Below are 23,907 nucleotides of genomic sequence, written 5' to 3' on the forward strand. Positions count from 1 at the left end.
GTCCGGGTTCGAACCGTCCGGATTCGAGCCGTCCGCGTTCGAACCGGCCGCACCCGCGCCGGTCGGCTTCGAACGACCGACGCCGTTCGAGCGGCCGCAGCAGCCGTTCGAGCCGCAGTCCCCGTACGAGCCGCAGTCCCCGTACGAGCGGCCGGGCTACCAGCAGCCCGCGCCCGGCTACCCGGCCGCGCCGGGCGGACCGGGCGGACCGGCCGCGCCGTCGTTCGACAAGCAGCCGCCGGCGGCCTTCCCCGACGGCGACTACGAGCGCCCCGGCCCGGTCTACGCCGAGCCGTCCGGCCCGCAGCAGGGGCACCAGCAGCGTCCCCCGCAGCAGAGCGACGACGACTTCGGCACCTCGTTCCGGCTGACCCCGCCCGGGCAGCAGGGGCACGGCCGGCCGCCGGTCGCCGCTCCGCAGCGCACCAGCTGGTTCGCCGTGGTGGCCGCCGACCACGACTACTTCGCCGACATGATGGCGCGCAGCGGCCCGGAGGCGGCCGGGCTGGCCTTCCCGCCGTACACCCCGGAGCGGCGGATCCCGCTGACCGGCCGGGGCCAGCTGCGGATCGGTCGGCGCAGCCAGCAGCGCGGCACCGTGCCGGAGATCGACCTGTCGGTCTCCCCGGAGGATCCGGGCGCCTCGCACCAGCACGCCCTGCTGGCCGAACAGCCGGACGGCGGCTGGGTGGTGGTCGACCAGGACTCCACCAACGGCACCACCCTCAACGGCGGCCCGGACACCCTGCCGCCGCACACCGCGATCCCGCTGAACGACGGCGACCGCATCCACATCGGCGCCTGGACCACCATCACGGTGCACCGGGCCTGACCGCACGTCAGCGGGCCTCGGCCCTGACGGCGTGTCATCGCCGCTCCGGCGGCGGGGCGTTCACCGCTCCCGCCGCCGGTCCGCGGTGTGCGCGATCCATCACCGAACGATCAAAAATTCACACCAAAGTGTTCGTTGGCGCCCCGCGCACCCCCTACGCTTCGCCCCATGACTGAAGCAATAACCGCGGACGGGATCCGGAAGCGGTACGGGGACGTCCAGGCTGTCGACGGAGTGTCACTCTCCGTCAGCACTGGCGAGTTCTACGGCCTGCTCGGGCCGAACGGGGCCGGCAAGACCACCACACTGGAGATCCTGGAGGGCATCCGGGAGGCCGACGAGGGCCGTGTCGAGCTGCTCGGCATGTCGCCGTGGCCGCGCAACGCCAAGCTGCTGCCGCGCATCGGCGTGCAGTTCCAGGCGTCGGCGTTCTTCAACAAGCTGAGCGCGCGCGAGACCATCCGCACCTTCGCCTCCTTCTACGGCATCGGCCCGAAGGCCGCCGACGCGATGCTGGAGCGGGTCGGCCTGACCGAGTCCGCGGGCGTGCTGACCGACAAGATGTCCGGCGGCCAGGCCCAGCGCCTGTCCATCGCCTGCGCCTTGGTGCACGACCCGGAGCTGGTGTTCCTCGACGAGCCGACCACCGGCCTCGACCCGCAGGCCCGCCGCAACCTGTGGGACCTGCTGCGCGACATCAACGCCGAGGGCCGCACCGTCGTCCTCACCACCCACTACCTGGACGAGGCGGAGATCCTCTGCGACCGCGTCTCGGTGATGGACCACGGCAAGGTGCTGAAGACCGGCGCGCCCGCCGCCCTGGTCCGCGAGATCGACGACACCGTCCGGATCCGGGTGGAATCCGGAATGCTGACCGCCGACCGGGCCCGTGACCTGCTCACCACCGCGGGCGCCGCGTTCAGCAACCTGGAGGACGACGGCACCACCCTGGCCCTGTCGACCCACGCGCCCGGGCCGGTGCTCTCCATGCTGGCCGAGGAGAACGCGCTGCGCGGCCTCGAGGTCCGCGGCGCCACCCTGGAGGACGTCTTCCTCCAGCTGACCGGACGGGAGTACCGGGCATGACCGCCACCGACCAGGCCCGCACCTCCCCCGCCGTCGACGGCGGACGGGAGAAGGCCAACGCCTTCGTCGGACTGTCCCGGGTCATGCTGCTCGGCTTCGTCCGCGACAAGGGCACCCTGTTCTTCACGCTGGCACTGCCGCTGATGTTCCTGGTGCTGTTCGGCGTCCTCTACAAGGGCGGCGGCACCTCGCACGTCAAGGTCGCCGAGGTCGGCCAGGTCAAGCTGCTCGACCAGCTGAAGGACCAGAAGGACGGCCCGCTGTCCGTCCTGGAGATCACCACCTTCACCGACGAGAACGCCGCGCTCGCCAAGGTCAAGAAGGGCGAGCTCGACGGCCTGGTGTCCGAGGGCCCCGACGGCAAGGTGGTGCTCCGGTTCAGCCAGGCCGACCAGGTCAAGGCCGGCACCGTGCAGGGCATCGTGAACTCCCTGGTGCAGACCGCCAACCAGCTGTCCTCGCACGCCACCCCGGCGTACACGCTGGACTCCTCCAAGGTCGAGGACGACTCCACAAAGCCGATCCAGTACCTGACGCCCGGCCTGCTCGCCTACGCGGTCTCCATGGGCGCCGTCTACGGCGCCTCGTTCACCCTGGTGACCTGGCGCAAGAAGCGGGTGCTGCGCCGCCTGCGGCTGGCGCCCATCTCGGCGGGCACCATCGTCGCCGCCCGGGTGGTGGTCAGCGTGATCGTGGCGCTCGCCCAGACCGCGCTGTTCCTCGCGGTCGCGCAGCTCGACTTCTTCGGCCTCAAGCTCACCGGCAACTGGTGGCTGGTGATCCCGCTGGTGATCTGCGCCACCCTGGCCTTCATGTCGATCGGCCTGCTCACCGGCTCGCTGGCGAAGTCCGAGGAATCGGCGAACGGCATGAACCAGCTGATCATCCTGCCGATGTCCTTCCTCGGCGGCGCGTTCATCCCGCTGGACTTCGCGCCGAGCTGGCTGCAGGACGTCTCCAGGGCCCTGCCGCTGCGCTACCTGATCAACCCCGCCAAGTCGGTGCTCAGCCAGGGCGGCGGCATCGCCGAGGCCCTGCCCGGAATGGGCATCCTGCTGGGCTTCACGGTGGTGCTGAGCGCCATCGCCTGGCGCTTCTTCAACTGGGACGACGCGTAGCCGTCCGTACCCTCCCCGCGACCGGGGTCGTACACCGAAAGTCCCGGTGTACGGCCCCTGTCGGCGTCTGCGACCATGGACGGGTGACTGACACCGGGCGCGACACCGCACACGAGGAGACCGTGCAGACGACGGCGGCGGAGGAGCGGAGCTTCTACGACCGCGTCGGCGGCGAGCAGACCTTCCGCCGGCTGGTCCACTTCTTCTACCAGGGCGTCGCCCAGGACGAGTTGCTGCGCCCGATGTACCCGGAGGAGGACCTCGGCCCCGCCGAGGAGCGCTTCGCGCTGTTCCTGATGCAGTACTGGGGCGGCCCGCGCACCTACAGCGATCGCCGCGGCCACCCGCGCCTGCGGATGCGGCACGTCCCGTTCCAGGTCGACCGGGCCGCCCACGACGCCTGGCTGCGGCACATGCGCGCCGCCCTCGACCGGCTCGCGCTGCCCGCCGAGGACGACCGCGAGCTGTGGAACTACATGACGTACGCCGCCGCCGCGATGATCAACACGGCGGGCTGAGGCCTTCCCGTGCCTACCGCAGCGGGCTGAGGCCCAGGCCCGCGCCCGGTGCGCCGCCGGTCCGCAGGGCGACCGAGCCGGCGGGGGCGTCCAGCCGCAGCCAGGGGCCGGCCCGGTGCGCCTGCAGCGGGGCGCCGGGCCGCAGGAAGCCGATCGCGTGGGCGGCGTGCGCGGCCCGCAGCGGCAGGCCCTCGACGGCGCCCAGCGGCCGGGACCAGATCTCGTCCGCCAGCGCGTCCACCACCTCCCGGCTCCGGTGGTGCTCCGGCACCTCGGCGGTGCGCCGCTTGAACTCGGCGACGGCGGCGCGCACTTCGTCCATCACCAGGTCGACCGGCGGCTGCCCGAGCGGCTGCCAGCCGGAGCGCGGCGGCAGCAGGCCCGCCCAGGACGGGCCGGTGACCGGGGCGGGCAGCGTCAGTCGGGCGCCCGGCTCGTCCACGGACTCCAGCAACTGCCCGGCGGAGACGGTCAGATCGGCCGCCGCCACCTCGCCGGCCGGACGGACGGTGCGCAGCGCGAGCACCGCGGACCCGCCCAGCGGCAGCCGCCCGAACACGGCCAGCACCCCGCCGCCGTCCGCGCCCGGCACCGCCTGCAGCCGGACCGCGGCGGCCCGGTCGAAGCGGAGCAGCCGGCCCAGGAAGGCCGCCAGGTCGGCGGCCTCGCCCTGGTCGGCGAGGTCGAGGCGGGTGTTCGCGGTCACCGGGGTTCAGCTCGATTCGTCAGTGCGGCGGTCTCGGTGCGACGTCGGCAGAGGCCGGTCAGACGGCGGCGGGCTGCTCGTCCATGAAGCGGGCGAGGAACTCGCGCTCCACCGGACTGATCCGGCGCGGGCGGCCCTCGGCCAGGTTGTAGGGGACGACCACGGTGGAGGCGGTGACGTAGACCGTCTCGGTGCCGTCCTCGGCGACGTCCTTGATCTCGTAGGAGACGGTCAGCGAGGCTCCGCCGATCTTCGTCACCCAGGTCTCGATGGTGACCGGCTCGGGGCGGTGCACCAGCGGGCGCTTGTAGTCGATCTCGTGGCGCGCCACCACGGACCCGCCCGCGAACTCCCCGGCGCCGGCCTCGGCGGCCTGGGTGAACATGAAGTCGATCCGGGCCTCCTCCAGGTAGCGCAGGAAGACCACGTTGTTGACGTGACCGAAGGCGTCCATGTCCGACCACCGCAGGGGGCAGGCGTAGATGTGACGTGCCACGGTGTTCTCCTCAGATCAGGTGGACCCGCAGGAAGCCTACGGGCCGCGGCCCGGCAGTCCGCCCCGAGGGGGTGGGCTGCCGGGCCGCCGGTGCGTCCGCGGATCAGCCGCGGGTGAGCTTCTTGTAGGTCGCGCGGTGCGGGCGGGCCGCATCGGCGCCCAGGCGCTCGATCTTGTTCTTCTCGTAGGACTCGAAGTTGCCCTCGAACCAGAACCACTTGCTGTCGCCCTCGTAGGCGAGGATGTGGGTGGCCACTCGGTCCAGGAACCAGCGGTCGTGGGAGATGACCACGGCGCAGCCGGGGAACTCCAGCAGCGCGTTCTCCAGCGAGGACAGCGTCTCGACGTCGAGGTCGTTGGTCGGCTCGTCGAGGAGCAGCAGGTTGCCGCCCTGCTTGAGGGTCAGCGCCAGGTTCAGGCGGTTGCGCTCACCGCCGGACAGCACGCCGGCCGGCTTCTGCTGGTCCGGGCCCTTGAAGCCGAACGCGGAGACGTAGGCGCGGGACGGCATCTCGACCTGGCCGACGTTGATCCAGTCGAGGCCGTCGGAGACGACCTCCCACAGGGTCTTCTTCGGGTCGATGTTGGAGCGGGTCTGGTCGACGTAGCTGATCTTGACGGTCTCGCCGACCTTGACCGTGCCGCTGTCCGGGGTCTCCAGGTCCTGGAGCATCTTGAACAGGGTGGTCTTGCCCGCGCCGTTCGGGCCGATGATGCCGACGATGCCGTTGCGCGGCAGGGTGAAGCTCAGGTCGTCGATCAGGACCTTCTCGCCGAAGGCCTTGTTGAGGTGGTCGACCTCGATGACGACGCTGCCCAGACGCGGGCCCGGCGGGATCTGGATCTCCTCGAAGTCCAGCTTCCGCATCTTGTCGGCCTCGGCCGCCATCTCCTCGTAACGGGCGAGGCGGGCCTTGGACTTGGCCTGGCGGCCCTTGGCGTTGGAGCGGACCCACTCCAGCTCTTCCTTGAGCCGCTTGGCGCGCTTGGCGTCCTTCTGGCCCTCGACCTTGAGACGGGTCTGCTTGGTCTCCAGGTAGGTGGAGTAGTTGCCCTCGTACGGGTAGGCGCGGCCGCGGTCGAGCTCGAGGATCCACTCGGCGACGTTGTCCAGGAAGTACCGGTCGTGGGTGACCGCGACGACGGTGCCGGGGTACTTCTCCAGGTGCTGCTCCAGCCAGTTCACCGACTCGGCGTCCAGGTGGTTGGTGGGCTCGTCGAGCAGCAGCAGGTCGGGCTGCTCCAGCAGCAGCTTGCACAGCGCCACGCGGCGCTTCTCGCCACCGGACAGCTTGGTGACCGGCCAGTCGCCGGGCGGGCAGCCCAGCGCGTCCATGGCCTGCTCCAGCTGGGCGTCCAGGTCCCAGGCGTTGGCGTGGTCCAGGTCCTCCTGGAGCTTGCCCATCTCCTCGAGCAGCGCGTCCGAGTAGTCGGTCGCCATCAGCTCGGCGATCTCGTTGAACCGGTCGAGCTTGCCCTTGGTCTCCTTGACGCCGTCCTGGACGTTCTCCAGCACGGTCTTCGTCTCGTCCAGCGGCGGCTCCTGCTGGAGCATGCCGACGGTGAAGCCCGGCGAGAGGAAGGCGTCGCCGTTGGAGGGCTGGTCCAGGCCGGCCATCATGCGCAGCACGGTGGACTTGCCGGCGCCGTTGGGGCCGACGACGCCGATCTTCGCCCCGGGGAGGAAGGAGAGCGTCACGTCGTCAAGGATGACCTTGTCGCCGTGTGCCTTGCGCACCTTGCGCATGGTGTAGATGTATTCCGCCACGTGAGATCGCTCCGGCGTCGTCGTCGAGTAATCGGCTTGCAGCCTTCCATTGTGCCGTAAGGCCGATGCCGCCCCGAACGCCCTTCGGGCCGGGCGGCGACCGGCCGGGCCGCAGGCTGCGGCGGCCCGGCACGCGAACGGCCCCGCCCCCGCGGTGCGGGGGCGGGGCCGCCCCTCCCCGGCGGGCGGCCGGGGAGGGTCAGCGTGCGGGTCAGGCGCGGCTGTGGCGGCCGCGGCGGCGCAGGCCGTAGACCGCGGCGCCACCGGCGACGACCAGGACGCCGGCGATCGCGGCGGTGACGCCGGTGCCCATGCCGCCACCGGTGGAGGCCAGCTCAGGGCCGGTGGGGGTGGGCGACGGGGTCGGGGTGACCGGCGGCAGGGTGTTGCTGTCGGTCTTGCAGTTCAGCACGCCGCTGAAGGTCTGCGAGAAGCCACCGGGGCCGGTGACGGTGAAGTTGTAGGCGGTGTCCTCGGCGACCGGCAGGACGACGTCCTGGGTGGCGCCGGGCTTCACGGTGACGTTCTTGCCGCCGACGGTGAAGTTCCAGTCCCGGTCGCCCTTGTTGGAGACGGTGAGGACCAGCGCGCCCTGCGTGCAGTCGACCTTGCCGATGGCGGTCGGGATCGGGCCGGCGGGCGCCCAGGCGACGGTGGCGAGGGCGTTGACCTTGACCTTGTTGCTGCCGGCCAGGATCAGCGTCTGGCTGTGCTTGCCGTTGTCGTCGCCGACGAACGCCCGGCCGAGCTTGACGGTGGCGGTGGCGTCCGCGGTGATGGTGGCGGTGCCCGCGTCCGCACCGGCCGGGACCTTCGCGAACAGCTGGTCGCCGTTCTTGGCGGTCTTCACCGGGGCGCCGCTCTTGTCTACCAGGCTGACGCCCGCGTCGGTGCCCTTCTTGTCCAGCGCGACGGTGACGTCGGCGGCGCCGCCGCCGGTGGTGACGGTGATCGGGCCGACCAGCTCGCCGCTCTTGCCCGCGACCGAGCCCGGGTTGAGCGCCAGCGAGGGCTTGGGCTCCTCGGCGCCGCCCTTGGCCTCGGCCTGGGCGATCAGCCACGCGATGAGCTTCTCGGTCTTCGGGTAGTCACCCGCCATCCGGACCGGGATGTTCGGGTCGGAGAAGTGCCAGATCGCGACCTGGGTGCCCGCGGCGGCGTCGCTCTTGGTCAGGCCGTCGATCCCGGACGACTTGGAGAGCGCGACCTCGTCGATGTTCGGGAACGAGTTCTCGAGTATCCACTGGATCTTCGGGCCGGCCTTGGCCTTGACCTTCTCCGGCTGCGAGAGCGAGGTGGAGGCCCAGTCGGTCTCGTGGTAGGTGGCGGTCTTGATCGTGTCGTTGAGCAGGTCGATGCAGTAGACGGCCAGGGTGGACTCGGTACCGGTCACCCCGAGGGTGAGCTGCCCCGCGGTGACGGGCAGCCAGTGGCCCGGGCGGGTCTCGGACTCGGTCTTCTGTCCGTAGAGGACGTTGCCCTGCAGCTTCCCGGTCACGCCCGAGGACGGACCGTCGGCGGCGGCGGCCGTGCCGGTGGCGAGCAGCCCCGACCCGACGACCAGCCCCGACGCGAGCATGACAGCGACGACGCGGGAGACAGCCCGCCTCTGCTTGTGGAACATGTGCGATCCCTCCGGGCGGCGACGTGCCGGTGGCAACCCGCCCCCTGCAAAGCGGCACCCCCTGTGGCGCCGCTGCACGTGTGTGGACCAGACGCATCCTATTGACGCGGCCCGAGCACCTGGGGGCCGTAGCAAATCAGGACGATATCGTGGCTGTTTCGTTATCAAAGAGCAGGCTGTCAACGGGAGTTGATGAGTCGACATAAAGTCACGGGGCGGCCGCCGCGGCAATCAGGATTGCACCGATCGGTGCCTCAGGTGCCCAGAATCCGTCAGTTCAGAACCTCCTCCGTCACATCCGAACCTTCCGGCCCCGCAGGCCCGCCGCCCCCACCGGCCGGGCCGCCCGCCGACCCGCCCGCCGCGCCCGCCGCCGCCTCGGCCTCCCGGCGGGCCGCCACCGCCTTGACGATCCACTCCGGCACCGCCTCCTCCACCAGCCGCACCGCCCGCGACCCGCCCCGCGCCGGGCCCGCCGGCCATTCGGCCGCCGAACTCCCCTGCACCGCCGCCGCCTTGGCCTCCACCGCGCGCTTGAAGAGGGAGGTGCCGCGAGTGAGGTCGTGACCCACCGCGCGGGCGTCGATCTCCACCTCGGTGCGCCGGCTGCCCTCCTCCCCCCACTCGCGCACCCGCAGCCGACCGCTCACCAGCACCGGATCTCCCTTGCTGACCGAGCCGACCAGGTTAACCGCGAGCCGCCGCCAGGCCACCACCGTCACCCAGGTGGTCTCGCCGTCCGACCAGTCGCCGCGCTCCCGGTCGTAGCGCCGCTCGGTGGCGGCCAGCCGGAACGTGGCGACGGCCACCCCGCCGGCCGTCTCCCGGTACGTCACATTCGAGGCCGCATTGCCGACCATCGTCACCAGCGCGCCGTCCATTTCCCTGCCTCCGTTCTCCGGCCGCCGCACCGGCCGGTCCGCTATTCGCCGACGGGATTTTCCGCCGCGGACAGATCCTCCACCTGCCGGTGAATTCGGACCGGCGACTTCCCCTCTCCTGTGGAAAACTCGGCCCTGTGGAAAACCGGGGTAACTCGCAGGAGTGAAATATCGGTAATTTCCTGTTCGGAATCGATCACGCGACGTGACGACCGCAGGGCGTGTCCACGACAAAGAGGGTCGTGCACCTGCAGGACACCTGAACTCCACCGCCGAAACCCCGAACGAGTGGGCGTCAACTCGCCCCGTCCATGTCATCCGCCTGAACGAACCCCAAAACATGCCCCCACCCGCGGGCCCGCCCGGGGGATTGCCGCGCCGAATGCATAACGGGTGGGGCGGCAGCCCCGTAACGACTGCACAACGTCCGGCTCCGGGACGCCGCAGAACGCTGCGCACCAGAGCACTACCTGCGATTATCGGACCGCCCCGTGGAGGCCGACACACCCCGGTCCGGTCTTCGAAGTCCAGGTGGCAGAACTGAACACCCGTATCCTGTCCCGGAACATCCCGTCCCGGTGCCCAGGCCCGGCAAGCGGGCCGACGTCACACCCGGCCCCCATAGCTCAGCGGATAGAGCACCCGCCTTCTAAGCGGTAGGTCGCAGGTTCGAATCCTGCTGGGGGCACACCAGGCTCCGACCCGGCACCCGCCGAGGAGCCCCACCCCCGCCCCGGTCAGCTTCCGACCGGGTCCGGCCGCTCCCCCGTCACCAGGGCGGCCAGGAAGCCGTCCAGCAGGGCGCGTTGACGCTCCGGCGGGAATTCGGCGGGCGCGAACAGGGCCTGCACCACCAGTCCGAGCGCGAAGGACTGCGCCAGCGCGGCGAGGTCCGCGGCCGGCCGGTCGGCGGGGAGCTCCCCCCGTTCCTGGGCCTCGGCGCACAGCTCGGTCATCCGCCGCCGCGCCCGGCGGTAGCGCTCGGCGTGTTCGGCGGTCAGCCCGGGGTCGGTGAGCGCCGCGTCCCAGGAGCCGACCCAGATCCGGTTGCCGGCCGCGCCCGCGCCGTCCAGCGGCAGGATGTCCAGCAGGGCGGCGCGCAGCACGGCCAGGCCGCGGGCGGTGGCGGCCTCCTCGGTGGCGGGGCGGCGGCGTTCGGCGGCCTGCCGGTCGAGGACGTCCAGCGCGTGGGCGACCAGCGCCCGCTTGTTCGGGAAGTAGTGGGTGAGCAGCCCGGTGGAGGCGCCGAGTTCGGCGGCCACGGCGCGCAGGGTGAGTCCGCCGAAGCCGCGGGCGGCGAGCACCCGCCAGACCGCCTCGGAGACGTCCCGGCGGCGTGCTTCGTGGTCTCCGCGGGCGGGTGGTGTCATGCGCGTTAGGGTACCTACCAAACGTTTGTTATGTATGTCGGACCGCCGGAGGGGTTGCCCATGTACACCGTCGCACTGGCTGAGGACGCCGAGCTGCGCCCGCTGGAGCCCTGGCAGGCCGAGGAGTTCCTGGCGCACATCGACCGCGCCCGGGCCACCGTCGACCCGTTCATCCCGTGGGCGACCTTCAGCACCGATCCGGAGTCGGCCCGCGCGACCCTGCAGCGGTACGCCGACCGGCAGAGCAGCGACTCCGGCCGGATCTACGGGATCTGGCTCGGCGGCGCCCTGGTCGGCGGGGTGATGTTCGTCCGCTTCGAGACCGGGACCGGGGTGTGCGAGATCGGCGCGTGGACGGAGCCGGCCGGTCGTGGCCGCGGCCTGGTCACCGCCGCGGTCCGGCGCCTGCTGGACTACGCGTTCCTGGAGCGCGGCCTGCACCGCGCCGAGTGGTGGAACTCCACGGTGAACCCGGCCAGCCGCGCGGTCGCCCAGCGCCTCGGCATGACGCTGGACGGGACGATGCGCCAGTCCACCGAGCACCTCGGCGAGCGCCTCGACCTGGAGGTCTGGTCGATGCTGGCCCCGGAGTGGCGGGCGCAGGGCGCCTCCGCTTGATCCTGATCACCTGGTGAACGCCCGGCGTGCTGTGGAAGGCTGACGACCCGTCCCCCTTCTCCACCTTCCCGGAGGCCGTGATGTCCGCGAGCACCGTTCCGCTCGACCGCCCCGGCCCCGGGGACACCGAGCTGCCGACCGGCGTGGACGGCCTGCGCTGCTGGGTGGGCGCGGACCGGGTGGCGACGGTGCTGCTGGACCGGCCCGAGCGCCGCAACGCGGTGACCGGCGCCATGTGGCGGGCGCTGCCGGGCCTGCTGGCCGAGCTGGGCGCGCGGGCCGACGTCCGGGCGCTGCTGCTGACCGGCGCGGAGGGCGCCTTCTCGGCGGGCGCGGACATCGCCGAACTCGCCGACGTGTACGCCGATCCGGCCGCCGCGGACGCCTACCACGCGCTGAACGTGGCGGCCGAGGAGGCGCTGGCAGCGTTCCCCCGGCCGACCCTGGCAGTGATCCACGGTGCCTGCGTGGGCGGCGGCTGCCAGCTGGCGGTCGCCTGCGACCTGCGGTTCGCCGCCGAGGACGCCCGCCTCGGCATCACCCCGGCCAAGCTGGGCGTGGTGTACCCGGCGGTGCCGACGCTCCGCCTGGCCGCCCTGGTCGGCCCGGCCCGCGCCAAGTACCTGCTGTTCTCCGGCGCCCTCGTCCCGGCCGCCCGCGCGGAACTCTTCGGCCTGCTCGACGAAGTCCTCCCGCCCGCCGAACTGGACGCCCGCGCCCGCGAGTTCGCCCGCCTGCTGACCCACCGCTCGCCCCAGACCATCGGCGCGGCCAAAGCCGCCCTGGCCGCCGCTCCGGAGAGCGCCGCAGCCGCCCTGGAGCCCTGGGAACGCGCCTCCCGCACCGCACCGGACGTCCGCGAGGGCCTGGCGGCGTTCCTGGAACGACGCGAGCCGGAGTTCTGAGCCGCCCTGCGGCCCGGGGTTGCTCGGAGGTGCTGCACAATCTCCGGTGATCGGATCGTCACACCGCGAGTCCGGCCCGGCCGAAGGAGCAGCATGTCCACCCCCGCCGTCGAGACCGCCTGGGCCTCCCGGATCAGCGACGGCGTGGAGCCGAAGAACGTGATCATCGCGGTGCTGCCGCTGATCGGCGTGGGCCGGTACGGCTGGGCGGGACTGGCCTGGGCGGCGTTCGCCGCGCTGTTCGCCGCGGTGATACCGACCTGGTTCATCGTCCGCGGGGTGCGCCGGGGCAGCATCGAGGACCGGCACGTCGGGCAGCGCCGCCGCCGGCTGGTGGTGATCCCGTTCATCATGGGGTCGGTGCTGGTCAGCCTGCTGACGATGGCGTTCCTGGACGCCCCGGCCGACCTGACCGCGATGGTGCTGGCGATGTTCGCCTCGCTGGTGCCGATCATGGCGATCACGGTGTGGTGGAAGGTCTCGGTGCACACCGCCGTGCTCAGCGGCGCGATCGTCTGCACCGCGATCGCGCTCGGCCCCTGGTGGCTGCTCCTGCTGCCCGGGGTGGCGCTGGTGGGGTGGTCCCGCGTGGTGCTGCGGGACCACACCCGGGCCCAGACGGTGGTCGGCGCACTGGTGGGGGCTGCCGCCGCCGGGCTGGCCTTCTGGTCCGCCCGCTGACCGGCGGCCGGCGGGTCGTCAGCGGATCGGGGCGCCCGAGACGGCTCGGGCGATGACCAGGCGCTGGATTTCGCTGGTGCCCTCGAACACGGTGTAGATGGCGCTGTCGCGGTGCATGCGCTCGACCGGGTACTCGCGGGTGAAGCCGTTGCCGCCGAGGATCTGCATGGCCTGGGCGGTGACGAACTTGGCGGTCTCGCCGGCGTACAGCTTGGACATCGAGCCTTCGGCGTTGGTGAAGGGCCGGTTGTTGACGGCCATCCAGGAGGCGCGCCAGACCAGCAGGCGGGCGGCGTCGATCCGGGTCTTCATGTCGGCCAGCTGGAAGGCGACGCCCTGGTTCTCGATGATCGGCCTGCCGAACTGGACCCGGGTCTTCGCGTAGTCGAGCGCGACCTCGTACGCGGCCCGGGCGATGCCGATGGCCTGCGCGCCGACGGCCGGTCGGGAGGCCTCGAAGGTGGCCATCGCGGCGTTCTTGCCGCCGCCCTTGGCGCCCTCGCGGGCGCGGGCGAGGCGGGCGTCCAGCTTCTCCTTGCCGCCGAGCAGGCAGTGGCCGGGGATCCGGACGTCGTCGAGGACGACCTCGGCGGTGTGCGAGGCGCGGATGCCGTGCTTCTTGAACTTCTGGCCCTGGCTCAGGCCCTTGGTGCCGGGCGGGATCAGGAAGGACGCCTGGCCGCGCGCGCCGAGCTCGGGGTCGACGGTGGCGACCACCACGTGGACGTGCGCGATGCCGCCGTTGGTGGCCCAGGTCTTGGTGCCGTTGATCACCCACTCGTCCTTGGCCCGGTCGTAGACGGCCCGGGTGCGCAGCGCGGAGACGTCGGAGCCGGCGTCGGGCTCGGAGGAGCAGAACGCGGCGACCTTGACGTCGTCGGGGGTGCCGAACATCTGCGGCGCCCAGGTGCCGATCTGCTCGTCGGTGCCGTTGGCGAGCACCGCGACGGCGGCCAGGGTGGTGCCGGTGATGGCCAGGCCGATGCCGGCGTCGCCCCAGAACAGCTCCTCCATGGCGATCGGGATGCCGACGCCGGACGGGTCGAAGAACTGCTGGGCGTAGAAGTCGAGCGAGTAGACGCCGATCTTCGCGGCCTCCTGGATGATCGGCCAGGGCGTCTCCTCGCGCTCGTCCCACTCGGCCGCGGCCGGGCGGATGACGTCGGCGGCGAAGCCGTGCAGCCAGTCGCGGACGGCGATCTGGTCCCGCCCCGGGTCGAGCGAGAAGGTGGTCATGGTCGGCCTCCAGGAGACGGGGGTTGCGGGTCGGAGTGTCCGCGCCACTGCGCTGTTACCTCCGGTAACATGGCGGCGAGTCTGCTACCGATAGGTAACCGGTGTCAACGCCCGTTCAGGCCCCACCCGCACGAGGAGCAGCGCATGACCTCCGAACCCCGCCGCGAACAACTGCTCAACGCCGCCGACCGGGTCGTCCAGCGCGAGGGCCCGGGCGCCAGCATGAACGCCATCGCCGCCGAGGCGGGCATCACCAAGCCCATCCTGTACCGGCACTTCGGCGACCGGAACGGCCTGATCGGCGCGTTGACGGCACGTCACACGGCCGGCCTGCTGGCCGCCGTGCGGGCCGCCCTGAACGAGCCGCTGGAGCGCCGCGACCGGGTCGAGCACGTGCTGGACGTCTACCTGGCCGCGATCGAGTCCCGCCCGCAGGTGTACCGGCTGCTCACCCACCCCGAACCGGGCGACCCCACCGGCGCGGGCAACGCGCTGGCGCCCGCGCTGCGGCAGATCGCCGAGGAGATCACCCGCGCCATCCAGCAGCAGATCGACCTCGGCCAGGACGGGCCGCTGCTCTCCGAGACCTGGGGCCGCTCGATCACCGGCATGGTGCTGGCGGCCGGCGACTGGTGGCTGGAGACCCGCCCCTGCCCGCGCGCCCGGATGGTGCAGGCGCTCGCCGACCTGCTGTGGGGCCGGCTGTCCGCCGCCGCCGACCTGCCGCCGATGCTCGCCGCCCCGGAGGCCTGACCATCCATCAAACATGAGCATGTCTCACCTCTTGTGCGGCGGGGACGGCTCCGGCAGGATCGGCGCACCCCACCCCTCCCCCACCCCGCCGCGAGGTGCCCCGTGCGCGTCCGCCGCTCCGCCGCCGCCCTGCTGCTCTCCGCCGTCGCCGTCCTCGGCACCGTCTCGGCCGGCCCGCCCGCCGACCACGCCGACCGGTTCGACGCCCGCAAGGTCTCCGCGACCACCCTCGCCGACGGCCGCACCGCCTTCACCGACCGGCACGGCCGCGTCCTCGACCTGCGCGGGTTCAACCTCGACAAGTACGACGAGACCACCGAGGCCGACCTGCGCGACCTCGCCGCGCACGGCTTCCGGCTGATCCGCGTCGCCGTCTCCTGGGCCCGCCTCGAACCCGCCCCCGGCCGCTACGACCGAGCCCAACTCGCCCGGCTGCACCGCATCCTGGACTGGGCCGAGAAGTACCGCCTGTACGCCGTCGTCGACTTCCACCAGGACGTCTACGGGCAGTACTTCGGCGGCGGCGACGGCGGCGCCCCCTCCTGGGCGACCCGCGACGACGGCCTGCCGTTCACGCCCGACCCGAACGACTGGTTCGCCGGCTACTTCCAGCCCGCCGTCCAGGCCGCCTTCCGCCACCTCTACGACGACCGCGACCTGCAGCGCGCCCAGGCCGACCTGTACGCCACCGTCGCCCGCGAACTGCGGGGCCACCGCGCCCTGCTGGGCTACGACCTGTTCAACGAGCCGTTCGGCCCGGTGGACGGCGACCCCACCGACCCGGCCGTCCTCGCCGCCTCCGCCGCCGCCCTCGAACAGGGCCGGCTCCCCGCCATGTACCGCCGCCTGATCTCGGCGGTCCGCCAGGTCGACCGCGACGCCTGGCTGTTCGTCGAACCCACCGTGCTGGTCGGCCAGGGCGTCCCCACCCGGCTCCCCGCCTTCGCCGACCCCCGCCCGGGCGCCGACCGGATCGGCTACGCCCCGCACTTCTACGACACCGCCGTCGAAGCGGGCCGGGACTGGGACCCCGCCGGCGGCTTCATCGACGCCTACACCGACGCCATCGCCGCCTACCCCCGCGCCCACCGCCTCCCCGTGCTGGTCGGCGAATGGGGCCCGCCCAGCGCCGCCACCCCCGGCAACGCCGAACTGATCCGCCGTCAGGTCACCGCGATGAACGGCTTCGCCGCCGCCTGGACCATGTGGTACTGGTGCCGCGGCACCGGCGGCTACTGCGCCCTCACCCCCACCGGCCGTCCGGCCCCCGGCTACGAACCGGTCTTCGACGGAAAGCCGTAGGCACGTACCCGTATGCCCTCCGCCCCGCTGCCCGCGCAGTTCTCCGCGCCCCGTCCGGGGCGCGGAGAACTGCGCGAAGCGGGAGGGCGTCGCCGGCCGGGTCCGCCCGACTCGCAGCGGCCCCGTGCCGGACGGCCTACTTCAGCCCGCGCCGAGCGAGCAGCGGCTCGATCGAGGGCTCCCGCTCCAGCACGGCCCGCACGGAGTCCATCGCGTCCCGGCTGCCACCCCGCGACAGCAGCTCGGCCCGGAACAGCTCGCCGCTCTCCCGCACCGGTCGCCCGTTGCCGCCGAACCACTCCACCGTGTCGGCGTCCAGCACCTCCGACCAGATGTACGCGTAGTACCCGGCGCTGTAGCCGTTCGAGAACACGTGGTTGAAGTACCCGGTGCGGTACCGCGGCGGCACCGTCGCCATCGCGACGCCCGCCTCGGCCAGCGCCTGCGCCTCGAACGCCTCCGCGTCCTCGACGGTCGCCCCGGCGGGCAGCGAGTGCCACGCCCAGTCGAGCAGCGCGGCGGCCAGGTACTCGACCGTCCGGAAGCCCTGTCCGTAGTTCTCGGCGGCCAGCATCCGCTGCACCGTCTCGGCGGGCAGCGGCTCACCGGTGACGTGGTGCCGGGCGTAGTTGGCCAGCACCTCGGGACGGGTCATCCACATCTCGTTGACCTGGGACGGGAATTCGACGAAGTCCCGCGGCACCTCGGTGCCCGCGAACAGCGGGTACTGCACGTCCGAGAACAGGCCGTGCAGCGCGTGCCCGAACTCGTGGAAGAGCGTGCGCACCTCGTCCCAGCTGAGCAGCGCCGGCTCCCCGGCGGCGGGGCGGCCGATGTTGAGGTTGTTGACCACCACCGGCTTCTGGCCCAGCAGCCGGGACTGCGAGACCAGTTCGTTCATCCACGCGCCGCCGCGCTTGGACTCGCGGGCGTAGAAGTCCCCGACGAACAGTCCGAGGGCGGACCCGTCGGCGTCCGTCACCTCGAAGACCCGGGCGTCGGGGTGGTAGGCCGTCAGTTCGGGCCGCTCGGTGAACCGCAGGCCGTAGGCCAGGCCGGCCGCGAAGAACACGCCGTCCTGGAGCACCCGCTCCAGCTCGAAGTAGGGGCGCAGCGCCGCGGTGTCCACGTCGTAGCGCTCGGCGCGCACCTTCTCGGCGTAGAACGCCCAGTCGTGGGCGGCGAGTTCGGCGACCCCGTCGGCGGCCGCGGCGGCCGCCAGCTCGGCGGCCTCGCGCTGCGCGTTGGCGACGGCGGGCCCGACCAGTCGGCCGAGCATCGCGCCGACCGCCTCGACGGTGCCGGCGGTCTCGTCGGCGACCACGTACGCGGCGTGGCTGGCGTGGCCGAGCAGCGCGGCGCGTTCGGCGCGCAGTGCGGCCATCCGGGCGGCCAGCGGGCCGTTGGTGTCCAGGCCGCGCCGCAGCGAGGCGGTGAGCAGCCGCTCGCGCAGCGCCCGGTCGGTGAGCTGGTCGAGTTCGGTCTGGTTGGAGAAGTTCTTCAGGCTGAGCACCCAGCGGCCGTCGTGGCCGAGCGCGCGGGCGTTCTCGGCGGCGGAGGCGATCGCGCCGGCGGGCAGCCCGTCGAGCGCGTCGGCGCTGTCCACGACGATCGCACCGGCCAGCGAGGCCTCGTGGGTGTTCCTGCGGAACGCGGCGGCGTCGGCGGCGAGTCGGGTGTTGATCTCGCGCAGTCGCTGCTGGCCGTCCTGGTCGAGGCGGGCGCCGGCCCGGACGAACGCGGTGTGGCGGCGCTCCAGCAGGCGCAGCGACTCGGCGTCCAGGCCGAGCTCGTGGCGGTCGCGGTGCAGGGCGTCGAGGCGGGCGAACAGCGCCGCGTCCAGGTGGATCGCGTCGTGGTGCGCGGCCAGCCGGGGGCTGATCTCGGCGTCGAGTTCCTGGACGACGGGGGTGGTGTCGGAGGCGTCCTGGTTCTCGAACACCACCCTCACCCGGCGCAGCACCGCACCGGAACGCTCCAGCGCCACCACGGTGTTGTCGAAGGTCGGCGGCTCCGGGTCGGCGACGATCGCGGCGATCTCGGCGAGCTGGTCGGCCATGCCGCGCTCGAATGCCGGACGGTAGTGCTCTTCCCGGATCTCGGCGAAGGGCGGAAGCTCGAACACCAGGGTGCTGGGCGAGAAGAAGGGGTTGTCGCTCATGTCCGCCGACCCTACGGGTCTCCGGGCCCGGGCGGAACACCGAACCCCCACCTGCGGGCCGGGTGCCGACTGTCACCGGCACCGGCTACCGTCGACAGGTCCCCCACCGCACGACCCCGAACGACCCCCGCCCCGAACCGGAAGGAGCCCCCGCCCGTGCGATACGCCCTGGTGCCCGACCCGCACGGCCCGGGCGGGCGGCTGCGCCCGCTGGCCGAGGACGGCGCCCCGCTCGGGCCGGCCGTGCAGGTGCCGAGGCTGGCCGAGGCGGTGGCCGCCGTGGAGGCCGAGCACGCGCCGCGCTGGGTGTGGCCGACGGCCGACACCGCGTACGGCCCACTGCTGGCCGAGCTGCCGGAGCGGGTGGCGCGCTGCCACGACCTGCGGCTGACCGAGACGCTGCTGCTCGGCCACGAGGGCCGGTTCGGCGCGCCGCGTTCGCTCGGCGCGGCCTGGGCGCGGCTGCGCGGGCTGCCGGTGCCGGCCGACCTGCCGGAGGGCGCGCTGCCCGACGAGGACGGCCTGTTCGCCCCGGACCGGCTCCAGCTCCCGCCCGGCACCGACGCGTTGGAGGCCGCGGTGGCCGTCCACGCGGAGCAGCTGCGGCGGCTCGCGGCGATCGCCGACCCGGCGGCCCGGTCCCGGTTCCGGCTGCTGGTGGCGGCCGAGTCGGCGGGCGCGCTGCTGGCCTGCGAGATGGCGTACGACGGGCTGCCGTGGCGGGCCGACGTGCACGACGCGCTGCTGACCGAGCTGCTCGGCCCGCGCCCGACCATGCCGGGCACCCTGCCCGGGCGGCTGTCCGAGCTCGCCGTGGAGGTCCAACAGGCGCTCGGCGCCCGGCCGTTCAACCTGGACTCGCACACCCAGGTGATCAAGGCGTTCGCCGACCGCGGCATCCAGCTGTCCTCCACCCGCTCCCGGGAGCTGAAGGCGATCGACCACCCGGCGGCCGCCCTGATGGCCCGTTACAAGGAGCTGTCGCGGCTGCACACCGCGCACGGCTGGGCCTGGCAGGCGGCGTGGGCGCGCGGCGGCCGGTTCCGCCCCGAGTACGTGGTGGGCGGCGTGGTCACCGGCCGCTGGGCGTCCCGCGGCGGCGGCGCGCTGCAGATCCCGCGCACCCTGCGCCGCGCCGTGGTCGCCGACCCGGGCTGGCTGCTGGTGGTCGCCGACGCCGCGCAGCTGGAGCCGCGGGTGCTGGCCGCGATGTCCGGCGACCGCGGCCTGGCCCGCACCGCCGCCGGCGGCGACCTGTACGCGGCGCTCGCCGCCAGCGCCTTCCAGGGCGACCGGGAGAAGGCCAAGCTGGGCCTGCTGGGCGCTATGTACGGCCAGACGGGCGGCGGCATCGGCCCGCTGCTGAACACGCTGCGCCGCCGCTACCCGGCCGCGATGGGCTACGTGGAGGCCGCCGCCCGCACCGGCGAGGACGGCGGCGTGGTCGTCTCCCGCCTCGGCCGGGTCTGCCCGCCGCCCTCGGCGGACTGGCTGGACCTCACCGAGGCCCCGGAGCCCGGCGAGGCGGCCGGCCGCTCGGCCCGCGCCCGCGGGCGCTTCACCCGCAACTTCGTCATCCAGGGCAGCGGCGCCGACTGGGCGCTGGCCCTGCTGGCGGCGCTGCGCCGCCGGCTGTCCGCGCTGCACTCCGGCCCGGACCGCCCGCACCTGGTGTTCTTCCAGCACGACGAGGTGGTGGTGCACACCCCCGCCGACCTGGCCGACGCGGTGTCCGCCGAGGTCACCGCGGCCGCCGAGGAGGCCGCCGCCCTGGTCTTCGGCGACACCCCGGTCCGCTTCCCGCTCAGCACCGCCGTGGTCGACTGCTACGGCGACGCCAAGTGACCGCCGCCGCGCTCACCGCGCGGACGGGGCGGGCCGGGTGATCAGCAGCAGCAGCGCGTCGTCGCCGAGGCCGCCGCCGGTGTGCGCCAGCAGGTCGGCGTACAGGCGGGCGACGGCGGTGTCCAGGTCGGTGAGCGAGCGCCAGCCGTCCTTGACCAGCGGGCCGACGCGTTCGGCCAGCGGGTAGAAGGCGCCGGAGCGTCGGCCCTTGGCCTCGACCACGCCGTCGGTGCACAGCACCAGGACCTCCTGCGGGCCGAACGGGACGGCGGTGGAACGGGGCGCTCCGTCGGTGGCGAGGTCGCCGAGGCCGAGCGGCAGCCACGGGTCGGCGGCCTCCAGTTCCTCGACGCGGCCGTCGGCGCGGACCCGGATCGGCGGGACGTGGCCGAGGTGCACCAGGTCGACGGGGCCGGAGGCGTGGAACTCGGCGAACAGCGCGGTGGTGAACTCCCCGTCGGCGACGTGCCGGTGCATGCTGGCCTCGATCCGGGCGGCGACGTCCGGCAGCCGTTCCTCGTCGTAGGCGGCCTCGCGGAACGCGCCGAGCACCACGGCGGCGGTCCGCACCGCGCCGAGGCCCTTGCCGCGGACGTCGCCGACCAGCACCCGGGTGCCGTGCGGGGTGTCCAGGACGGAGTACAGGTCGCCGCCGATCCGGGCGGCGTCCGCGGCGGAGACGTAGCGCACGGACAGCCGCAGGGGGCCGACGACCGGGTCGGGCTGGCTCAGCAGCGCCCGCTGGGCGGCCTCCGCGACCGAGCTGACGGCGGCGAAGGCCGCGGCTCTTCGCATCCGCACCTCGGCGACGAAGGCGCTGAACGCGCTCAGCACGATGTAGCTGATCGTCGCGCCGAACAGGAAGCGGCTGTCGGACGGGGCGGTGACCCGGTCGTAGTAGCGGTTGAGGGCGAACATCACCAGCAGGCCGAGCAGGCAGGTCATGAGCAGCTCGCGCGGTCTGAGGGTGAGTGCGGCGACGGACGGCACGACGACCATCAGCGGCGCGAGATAGGTGCTCGACCCTGCCAGCAGGTCGGCCAGCGCCACCAGGCCGATGGCCACCAGCGCGGGCGCGGCCCGCAGCAGCGGGGAGACGTCCTGCAGGTCGGCGGCGAGCAGCGCGCCCCGACGCCGGGTGGACGGCACGTCGTCGCTCCCGGTGGCCGCCGCGCGATCCCGGCGTCGAATGGGCACGTTTCGAACATATCGGACCTTCGTCCGCCCTGCCCCGCCCCACGGAGCGGGCGACGGCCGGACGGCCCGACCGTTCGGAGCAGCGGGGCGGGGGGCCGGTCGGACGGCGGGCCGCCGGCCGTTGCGGGCGGGCGGCCCGTGCGGACTAGGCTCAAAGGCGGGCCGGGCCCCGCCGGTCGAAAATGTCGTCCACCCTGGACGGAATACCCCTGGGGGGTATGCTGTTGTCGTCGGTACAAGCAGCGAGCGCCCGGAGGCCACCATGTCCAGCACCGTCACCTACACCGTCAGCGGCATGAGCTGCGGCCACTGCGAGAAGGCCATCAACGGCGAGGTCTCCGGCCTGCCGGGCGTCACCGCCGTCGCCTCCGACGCCAAGGCCGGCACCGTCACCGTGACCGCCGAGTCCCCGCTCAGCGACGAGCAGATCGCCGCCGCCGTGGACGAGGCGGGCTACGAGCTGGTCGGCCGGGCCGCCTGACCCGCCCGCGGGGACGGTCCGGGCCGTCCGGGCCGCCCCCCGCGCCGCCGAGAGAGAACGAGCCGATGAGCACCACCACCGATCCCGCCGCCCCGGCCGGTCCCCGGGAGCGCGTCGAACTGGCGATCGGCGGCATGACCTGCGCCTCCTGCGCCGCCCGGATCGAGAAGAAGCTGAACCGGATCGACGGCGTCGAGGCCAGCGTCAACTTCGCGACCGAGAAGGCCCGGGTGGACTTCGGCCCCGGCGTCACCGTCGCCGACCTGATCGCCGGCGTGGAGAAGACCGGCTACACCGCCGAACTCCCGCCCCCGCCGGCCCCCGAACCCGAGGCCCCCGCGTCGGAGGCCCCCCGGGATCCGCTGCGGGACCGGCTGCTGATCAGCGCCGCGCTCAGCCTCCCGGTGGTGCTGCTCTCGATGGTCCCGGCCCTGCAGTTCGACAACTGGCAGTGGCTGGCCTTCGCCCTCACCGGCCCCGTCGTGGTGTACGGCGGCCTGCCGTTCCACCGCGCCGCCTGGACCAACGCCCGGCACGGCGCCGCCACCATGGACACCCTGGTCTCGCTCGGCACCCTGGCCGCCTTCGGCTGGTCCGTGTGGGCCCTGTTCTGGGGCCGGGCCGGGATGCCCGGCATGCAGCACTCCTTCAGCTTCACCGTCGACCGCACCGGCGCCTCCTCCACCCTGTACCTGGAGACCGCGGCCGCCGTCACCACCCTGATCCTGCTCGGCCGCTGGCTGGAGGCCCGCTCCAAGCGCCGCGCGGGCGCCGCCCTGCACGCCCTGCTGGACCTCGGCGCCAAGGACGTGGCGGTGCTGCGCGGCGGCCGGGAGACCCGCGTCCCGGTCGATCAACTCACTGTCGGCGACCGGTTCGTGGTCCGTCCCGGCGAGAAGATCGCCACCGACGGCACCGTGGTCGAGGGCAGTTCCGCCGTGGACGCCTCGATGCTGACCGGCGAATCGGTGCCGGTCGAGGTCGGCCCGGGCGACGCCGTGACCGGCGCGACCGTCAACGCGGGCGGCCGGCTGGTGGTCGAGGCCACCCGGGTCGGCGCGGACACCCGGCTGGCCCGGATGGCGAAGCTCGTCGAGGACGCCCAGAACGGCAAGGCCGCCGCCCAGCGCCTCGCCGACCGGATCTCCGCGGTCTTCGTGCCCGCCGTCATCCTGATCGCCCTCGGCACCCTGGTCGCCTGGCTGTTGGCCACCGACAGCCCCACCGAGGCGTTCACCGCCGCCGTCGCGGTGCTGATCATCGCCTGCCCCTGCGCCCTGGGCCTGGCCACCCCGACCGCCCTGATGGTCGGCACCGGCCGCGGCGCCCAGCTCGGCATCCTGATCAAGGGCCCCGAGGTCCTGGAGAACACCCGCAAGGTCGACACCATCGTGCTGGACAAGACCGGCACCGTGACCACCGGCCGGATGACCCTGACCGCCGTGCACACCGCCGGCGGCACCACCGAGGACGAGGCGCTGCGGCTGGCCGGCGCGCTGGAGCACGCCTCCGAGCACCCGATCGCCCAGGCCGTGGCCACCGCCGCGCAGGAGAGGCTCGGCACGCTGCCCTCCGTCGACGGCTTCGAGAACGTCCCGGGCCTGGGCGTCCGCGGCACCGTCGACGGCCACGCGGTGGCCGCCGGACGCGCCGCGCTGCTCGTCGGCACGCCCCTTCCGCCCGCCCTCGCCGAGGCCGGGGCCGCCGCCGAGCGGGCCGGTCGCACCGCCGTCACCGTCGGCTGGGACGGCGCGGCGCGGGCCGTCCTGGAGGTCGCCGACGCGGTGAAGCCCACCAGCGCGGAGGCGATCGCCGAACTGCGGGCGCTGGGGCTGCGCCCGGTCCTGCTGACCGGTGACAACCAGCTGGTGGCGGAGTCGGTGGCGGCCGAGGTCGGCATCCCCGCCGAGGACGTGATCGCCGAGGTACTGCCCGAGGACAAGGTCGCCACCGTGCGGCGGCTGCAGGCCGAGGGCCGCACCGTCGCAATGGTCGGCGACGGCGTCAACGACGCCGCCGCCCTCGCCCAGGCCGACCTGGGCCTGGCCATCGGCACCGGAACCGACGCCGCCATCGAGGCCGCCGACCTCACCCTCGTACGCGGCGACCTGCGCTCGGCCGCCGACGCGATCCGCCTCTCCCGCCGCACCCTGGCCACCATCAAGGGCAACCTGTTCTGGGCCTTCGCCTACAACGTGGCAGCCCTGCCGCTCGCCGCCAGCGGCCTGCTCAACCCGATGATCGCAGGAGCGGCCATGGCCTTCTCCTCGGTCTTCGTGGTCGGCAACAGCCTGCGGCTGCGCAAGTTCCGACCGGCCTGACCGACCGG

The 23,907-nt window shown here is 73.3% G+C and carries 21 protein-coding genes and 1 tRNA gene; 13 read left to right on the forward strand and 9 right to left on the reverse strand.

The window, feature by feature from the left end; translation table 11 throughout:
• The 4 genes from CG736_RS35350 to CG736_RS35365 form a co-directional block, all read left to right on the forward strand.
• Positions 1–832, forward strand: an 832-nt coding sequence (locus CG736_RS35350; protein ID WP_157815864.1) for an FHA domain-containing protein, incomplete at its 5' end; no start/stop codon positions are given.
• Positions 833–1,000: 168 nt separating this feature from the next.
• Positions 1,001–1,918, forward strand: a complete 918-nt coding sequence (locus CG736_RS35355; protein ID WP_100590199.1) for an ABC transporter ATP-binding protein — start codon at positions 1,001–1,003, stop codon at positions 1,916–1,918.
• Positions 1,915–3,036 carry an ABC transporter permease gene (locus CG736_RS35360; RefSeq protein WP_100590200.1) on the forward strand — a complete coding sequence of 374 codons (1,122 nt, stop codon included), beginning with the start codon at positions 1,915–1,917 and terminating at the stop codon, positions 3,034–3,036. Before CG736_RS35355 ends, CG736_RS35360 begins: the two co-directional genes overlap by 4 nt.
• 83 nt (positions 3,037–3,119) lie before the next feature.
• Entirely contained in the window at positions 3,120–3,554 is a 435-nt protein-coding gene (locus tag CG736_RS35365; protein ID WP_369880811.1) for a globin, read from the forward strand.
• Positions 3,555–3,567: 13 nt separating this feature from the next.
• Here the strand turns inward: CG736_RS35365 and CG736_RS35370 are convergent, their stop codons facing one another.
• The 5 genes from CG736_RS35370 to CG736_RS38745 all read right to left on the reverse strand — a co-directional run bounded on the left by CG736_RS35370 (position 3,568) and on the right by CG736_RS38745 (position 9,029).
• Positions 3,568–4,260, reverse strand: coding sequence for a hypothetical protein (locus CG736_RS35370; RefSeq protein WP_100590201.1), 693 nt, complete (start codon positions 4,258–4,260; stop codon positions 3,568–3,570).
• A 58-nt stretch (positions 4,261–4,318) separates the two neighbouring features.
• A complete protein-coding gene (locus CG736_RS35375) occupies positions 4,319–4,756 on the reverse strand; it encodes a thioesterase family protein (RefSeq protein WP_083462158.1) in 438 nt (145 codons plus the stop codon).
• Positions 4,757–4,859: 103 nt separating this feature from the next.
• A complete protein-coding gene (gene ettA, locus CG736_RS35380; RefSeq protein ID WP_043909927.1) occupies positions 4,860–6,524 on the reverse strand; it encodes an energy-dependent translational throttle protein EttA in 1,665 nt (554 codons plus the stop codon).
• 211 nt (positions 6,525–6,735) lie between these two features.
• Entirely contained in the window at positions 6,736–8,148 is a 1,413-nt protein-coding gene (locus CG736_RS35385; RefSeq protein WP_198520711.1) for a Cys-Gln thioester bond-forming surface protein, read from the reverse strand.
• Positions 8,149–8,420: 272 nt separating this feature from the next.
• Entirely contained in the window at positions 8,421–9,029 is a 609-nt protein-coding gene (locus CG736_RS38745) for a single-stranded DNA-binding protein (RefSeq protein ID WP_100590203.1), read from the reverse strand.
• A 615-nt stretch (positions 9,030–9,644) separates the two neighbouring features.
• Here CG736_RS38745 and CG736_RS35395 point away from each other — a divergent pair.
• Positions 9,645–9,717: transfer RNA gene (locus CG736_RS35395), tRNA-Arg, on the forward strand.
• A gap of 49 nt (positions 9,718–9,766) precedes the next feature.
• On the opposite strand, the gene CG736_RS35400 is transcribed toward CG736_RS35395, so the two are convergent.
• Positions 9,767–10,399 carry a TetR/AcrR family transcriptional regulator gene (locus CG736_RS35400; RefSeq protein WP_100590204.1) on the reverse strand — a complete coding sequence of 211 codons (633 nt, stop codon included), beginning with the start codon at positions 10,397–10,399 and terminating at the stop codon, positions 9,767–9,769.
• Positions 10,400–10,459: 60 nt separating this feature from the next.
• Here CG736_RS35400 and CG736_RS35405 point away from each other — a divergent pair, with 60 nt between their 5' ends.
• From CG736_RS35405 to CG736_RS35415, 3 genes are all read left to right on the forward strand, one after another.
• On the forward strand, positions 10,460–11,017 hold the full coding sequence (locus tag CG736_RS35405) for a GNAT family N-acetyltransferase (RefSeq protein WP_100590205.1): 558 nt from the start codon (positions 10,460–10,462) through the stop codon (positions 11,015–11,017).
• Between the two features lie 26 nt (positions 11,018–11,043).
• Positions 11,044–11,922 (forward strand): enoyl-CoA hydratase/isomerase family protein, encoded by an 879-nt coding sequence (locus CG736_RS35410; RefSeq protein ID WP_232734386.1) that lies wholly within the window; start codon positions 11,044–11,046, stop codon positions 11,920–11,922.
• A gap of 93 nt (positions 11,923–12,015) precedes the next feature.
• Positions 12,016–12,603, forward strand: a complete 588-nt coding sequence (locus tag CG736_RS35415; protein ID WP_100590206.1) for a hypothetical protein — start codon at positions 12,016–12,018, stop codon at positions 12,601–12,603.
• An 18-nt stretch (positions 12,604–12,621) separates the two neighbouring features.
• Here the strand turns inward: CG736_RS35415 and CG736_RS35420 are convergent, their stop codons facing one another.
• Entirely contained in the window at positions 12,622–13,839 is a 1,218-nt protein-coding gene (locus CG736_RS35420; protein WP_100590207.1) for an acyl-CoA dehydrogenase family protein, read from the reverse strand.
• Between the two features lie 144 nt (positions 13,840–13,983).
• On the opposite strand from CG736_RS35420, the gene CG736_RS35425 reads away from it, so the two are divergent.
• The gene (locus CG736_RS35425) at positions 13,984–14,592 is read left to right on the forward strand and encodes a TetR family transcriptional regulator (RefSeq protein WP_043909921.1); all 609 of its coding nucleotides are present in this window, start codon (positions 13,984–13,986) and stop codon (positions 14,590–14,592) included.
• 102 nt (positions 14,593–14,694) lie between these two features.
• The gene (locus CG736_RS35430; RefSeq protein ID WP_100590208.1) at positions 14,695–15,894 is read left to right on the forward strand and encodes a glycoside hydrolase family 5 protein; all 1,200 of its coding nucleotides are present in this window, start codon (positions 14,695–14,697) and stop codon (positions 15,892–15,894) included.
• Positions 15,895–16,030: 136 nt separating this feature from the next.
• Here CG736_RS35430 and CG736_RS35435 read toward each other — a convergent pair whose 3' ends face one another.
• The gene (locus CG736_RS35435) at positions 16,031–18,055 is read right to left on the reverse strand and encodes a M3 family metallopeptidase (RefSeq protein WP_100590209.1); all 2,025 of its coding nucleotides are present in this window, start codon (positions 18,053–18,055) and stop codon (positions 16,031–16,033) included.
• A gap of 156 nt (positions 18,056–18,211) precedes the next feature.
• Between CG736_RS35435 and CG736_RS35440 the strand changes: the two genes are divergently transcribed.
• Positions 18,212–19,900, forward strand: coding sequence for a bifunctional 3'-5' exonuclease/DNA polymerase (locus CG736_RS35440; RefSeq protein ID WP_100590210.1), 1,689 nt, complete (start codon positions 18,212–18,214; stop codon positions 19,898–19,900).
• 12 nt (positions 19,901–19,912) lie between these two features.
• On the opposite strand, the gene CG736_RS35445 is transcribed toward CG736_RS35440, so the two are convergent.
• Positions 19,913–21,097 (reverse strand): PP2C family protein-serine/threonine phosphatase, encoded by a 1,185-nt coding sequence (locus CG736_RS35445; protein ID WP_232734387.1) that lies wholly within the window; start codon positions 21,095–21,097, stop codon positions 19,913–19,915.
• Between the two features lie 262 nt (positions 21,098–21,359).
• Between CG736_RS35445 and CG736_RS35450 the strand changes: the two genes are divergently transcribed.
• Positions 21,360–21,578 carry a heavy-metal-associated domain-containing protein gene (locus CG736_RS35450; RefSeq protein WP_043909915.1) on the forward strand — a complete coding sequence of 73 codons (219 nt, stop codon included), beginning with the start codon at positions 21,360–21,362 and terminating at the stop codon, positions 21,576–21,578.
• A 65-nt stretch (positions 21,579–21,643) separates the two neighbouring features.
• A complete protein-coding gene (locus CG736_RS35455; protein WP_100590212.1) occupies positions 21,644–23,899 on the forward strand; it encodes a cation-translocating P-type ATPase in 2,256 nt (751 codons plus the stop codon).
• Positions 23,900–23,907 lie beyond the last annotated feature (8 nt).

The sequence above is a fragment of the Kitasatospora sp. CB02891 genome, assembly GCF_002803145.1.
Lineage (GTDB): Bacteria > Actinomycetota > Actinomycetes > Streptomycetales > Streptomycetaceae > Kitasatospora > Kitasatospora griseola.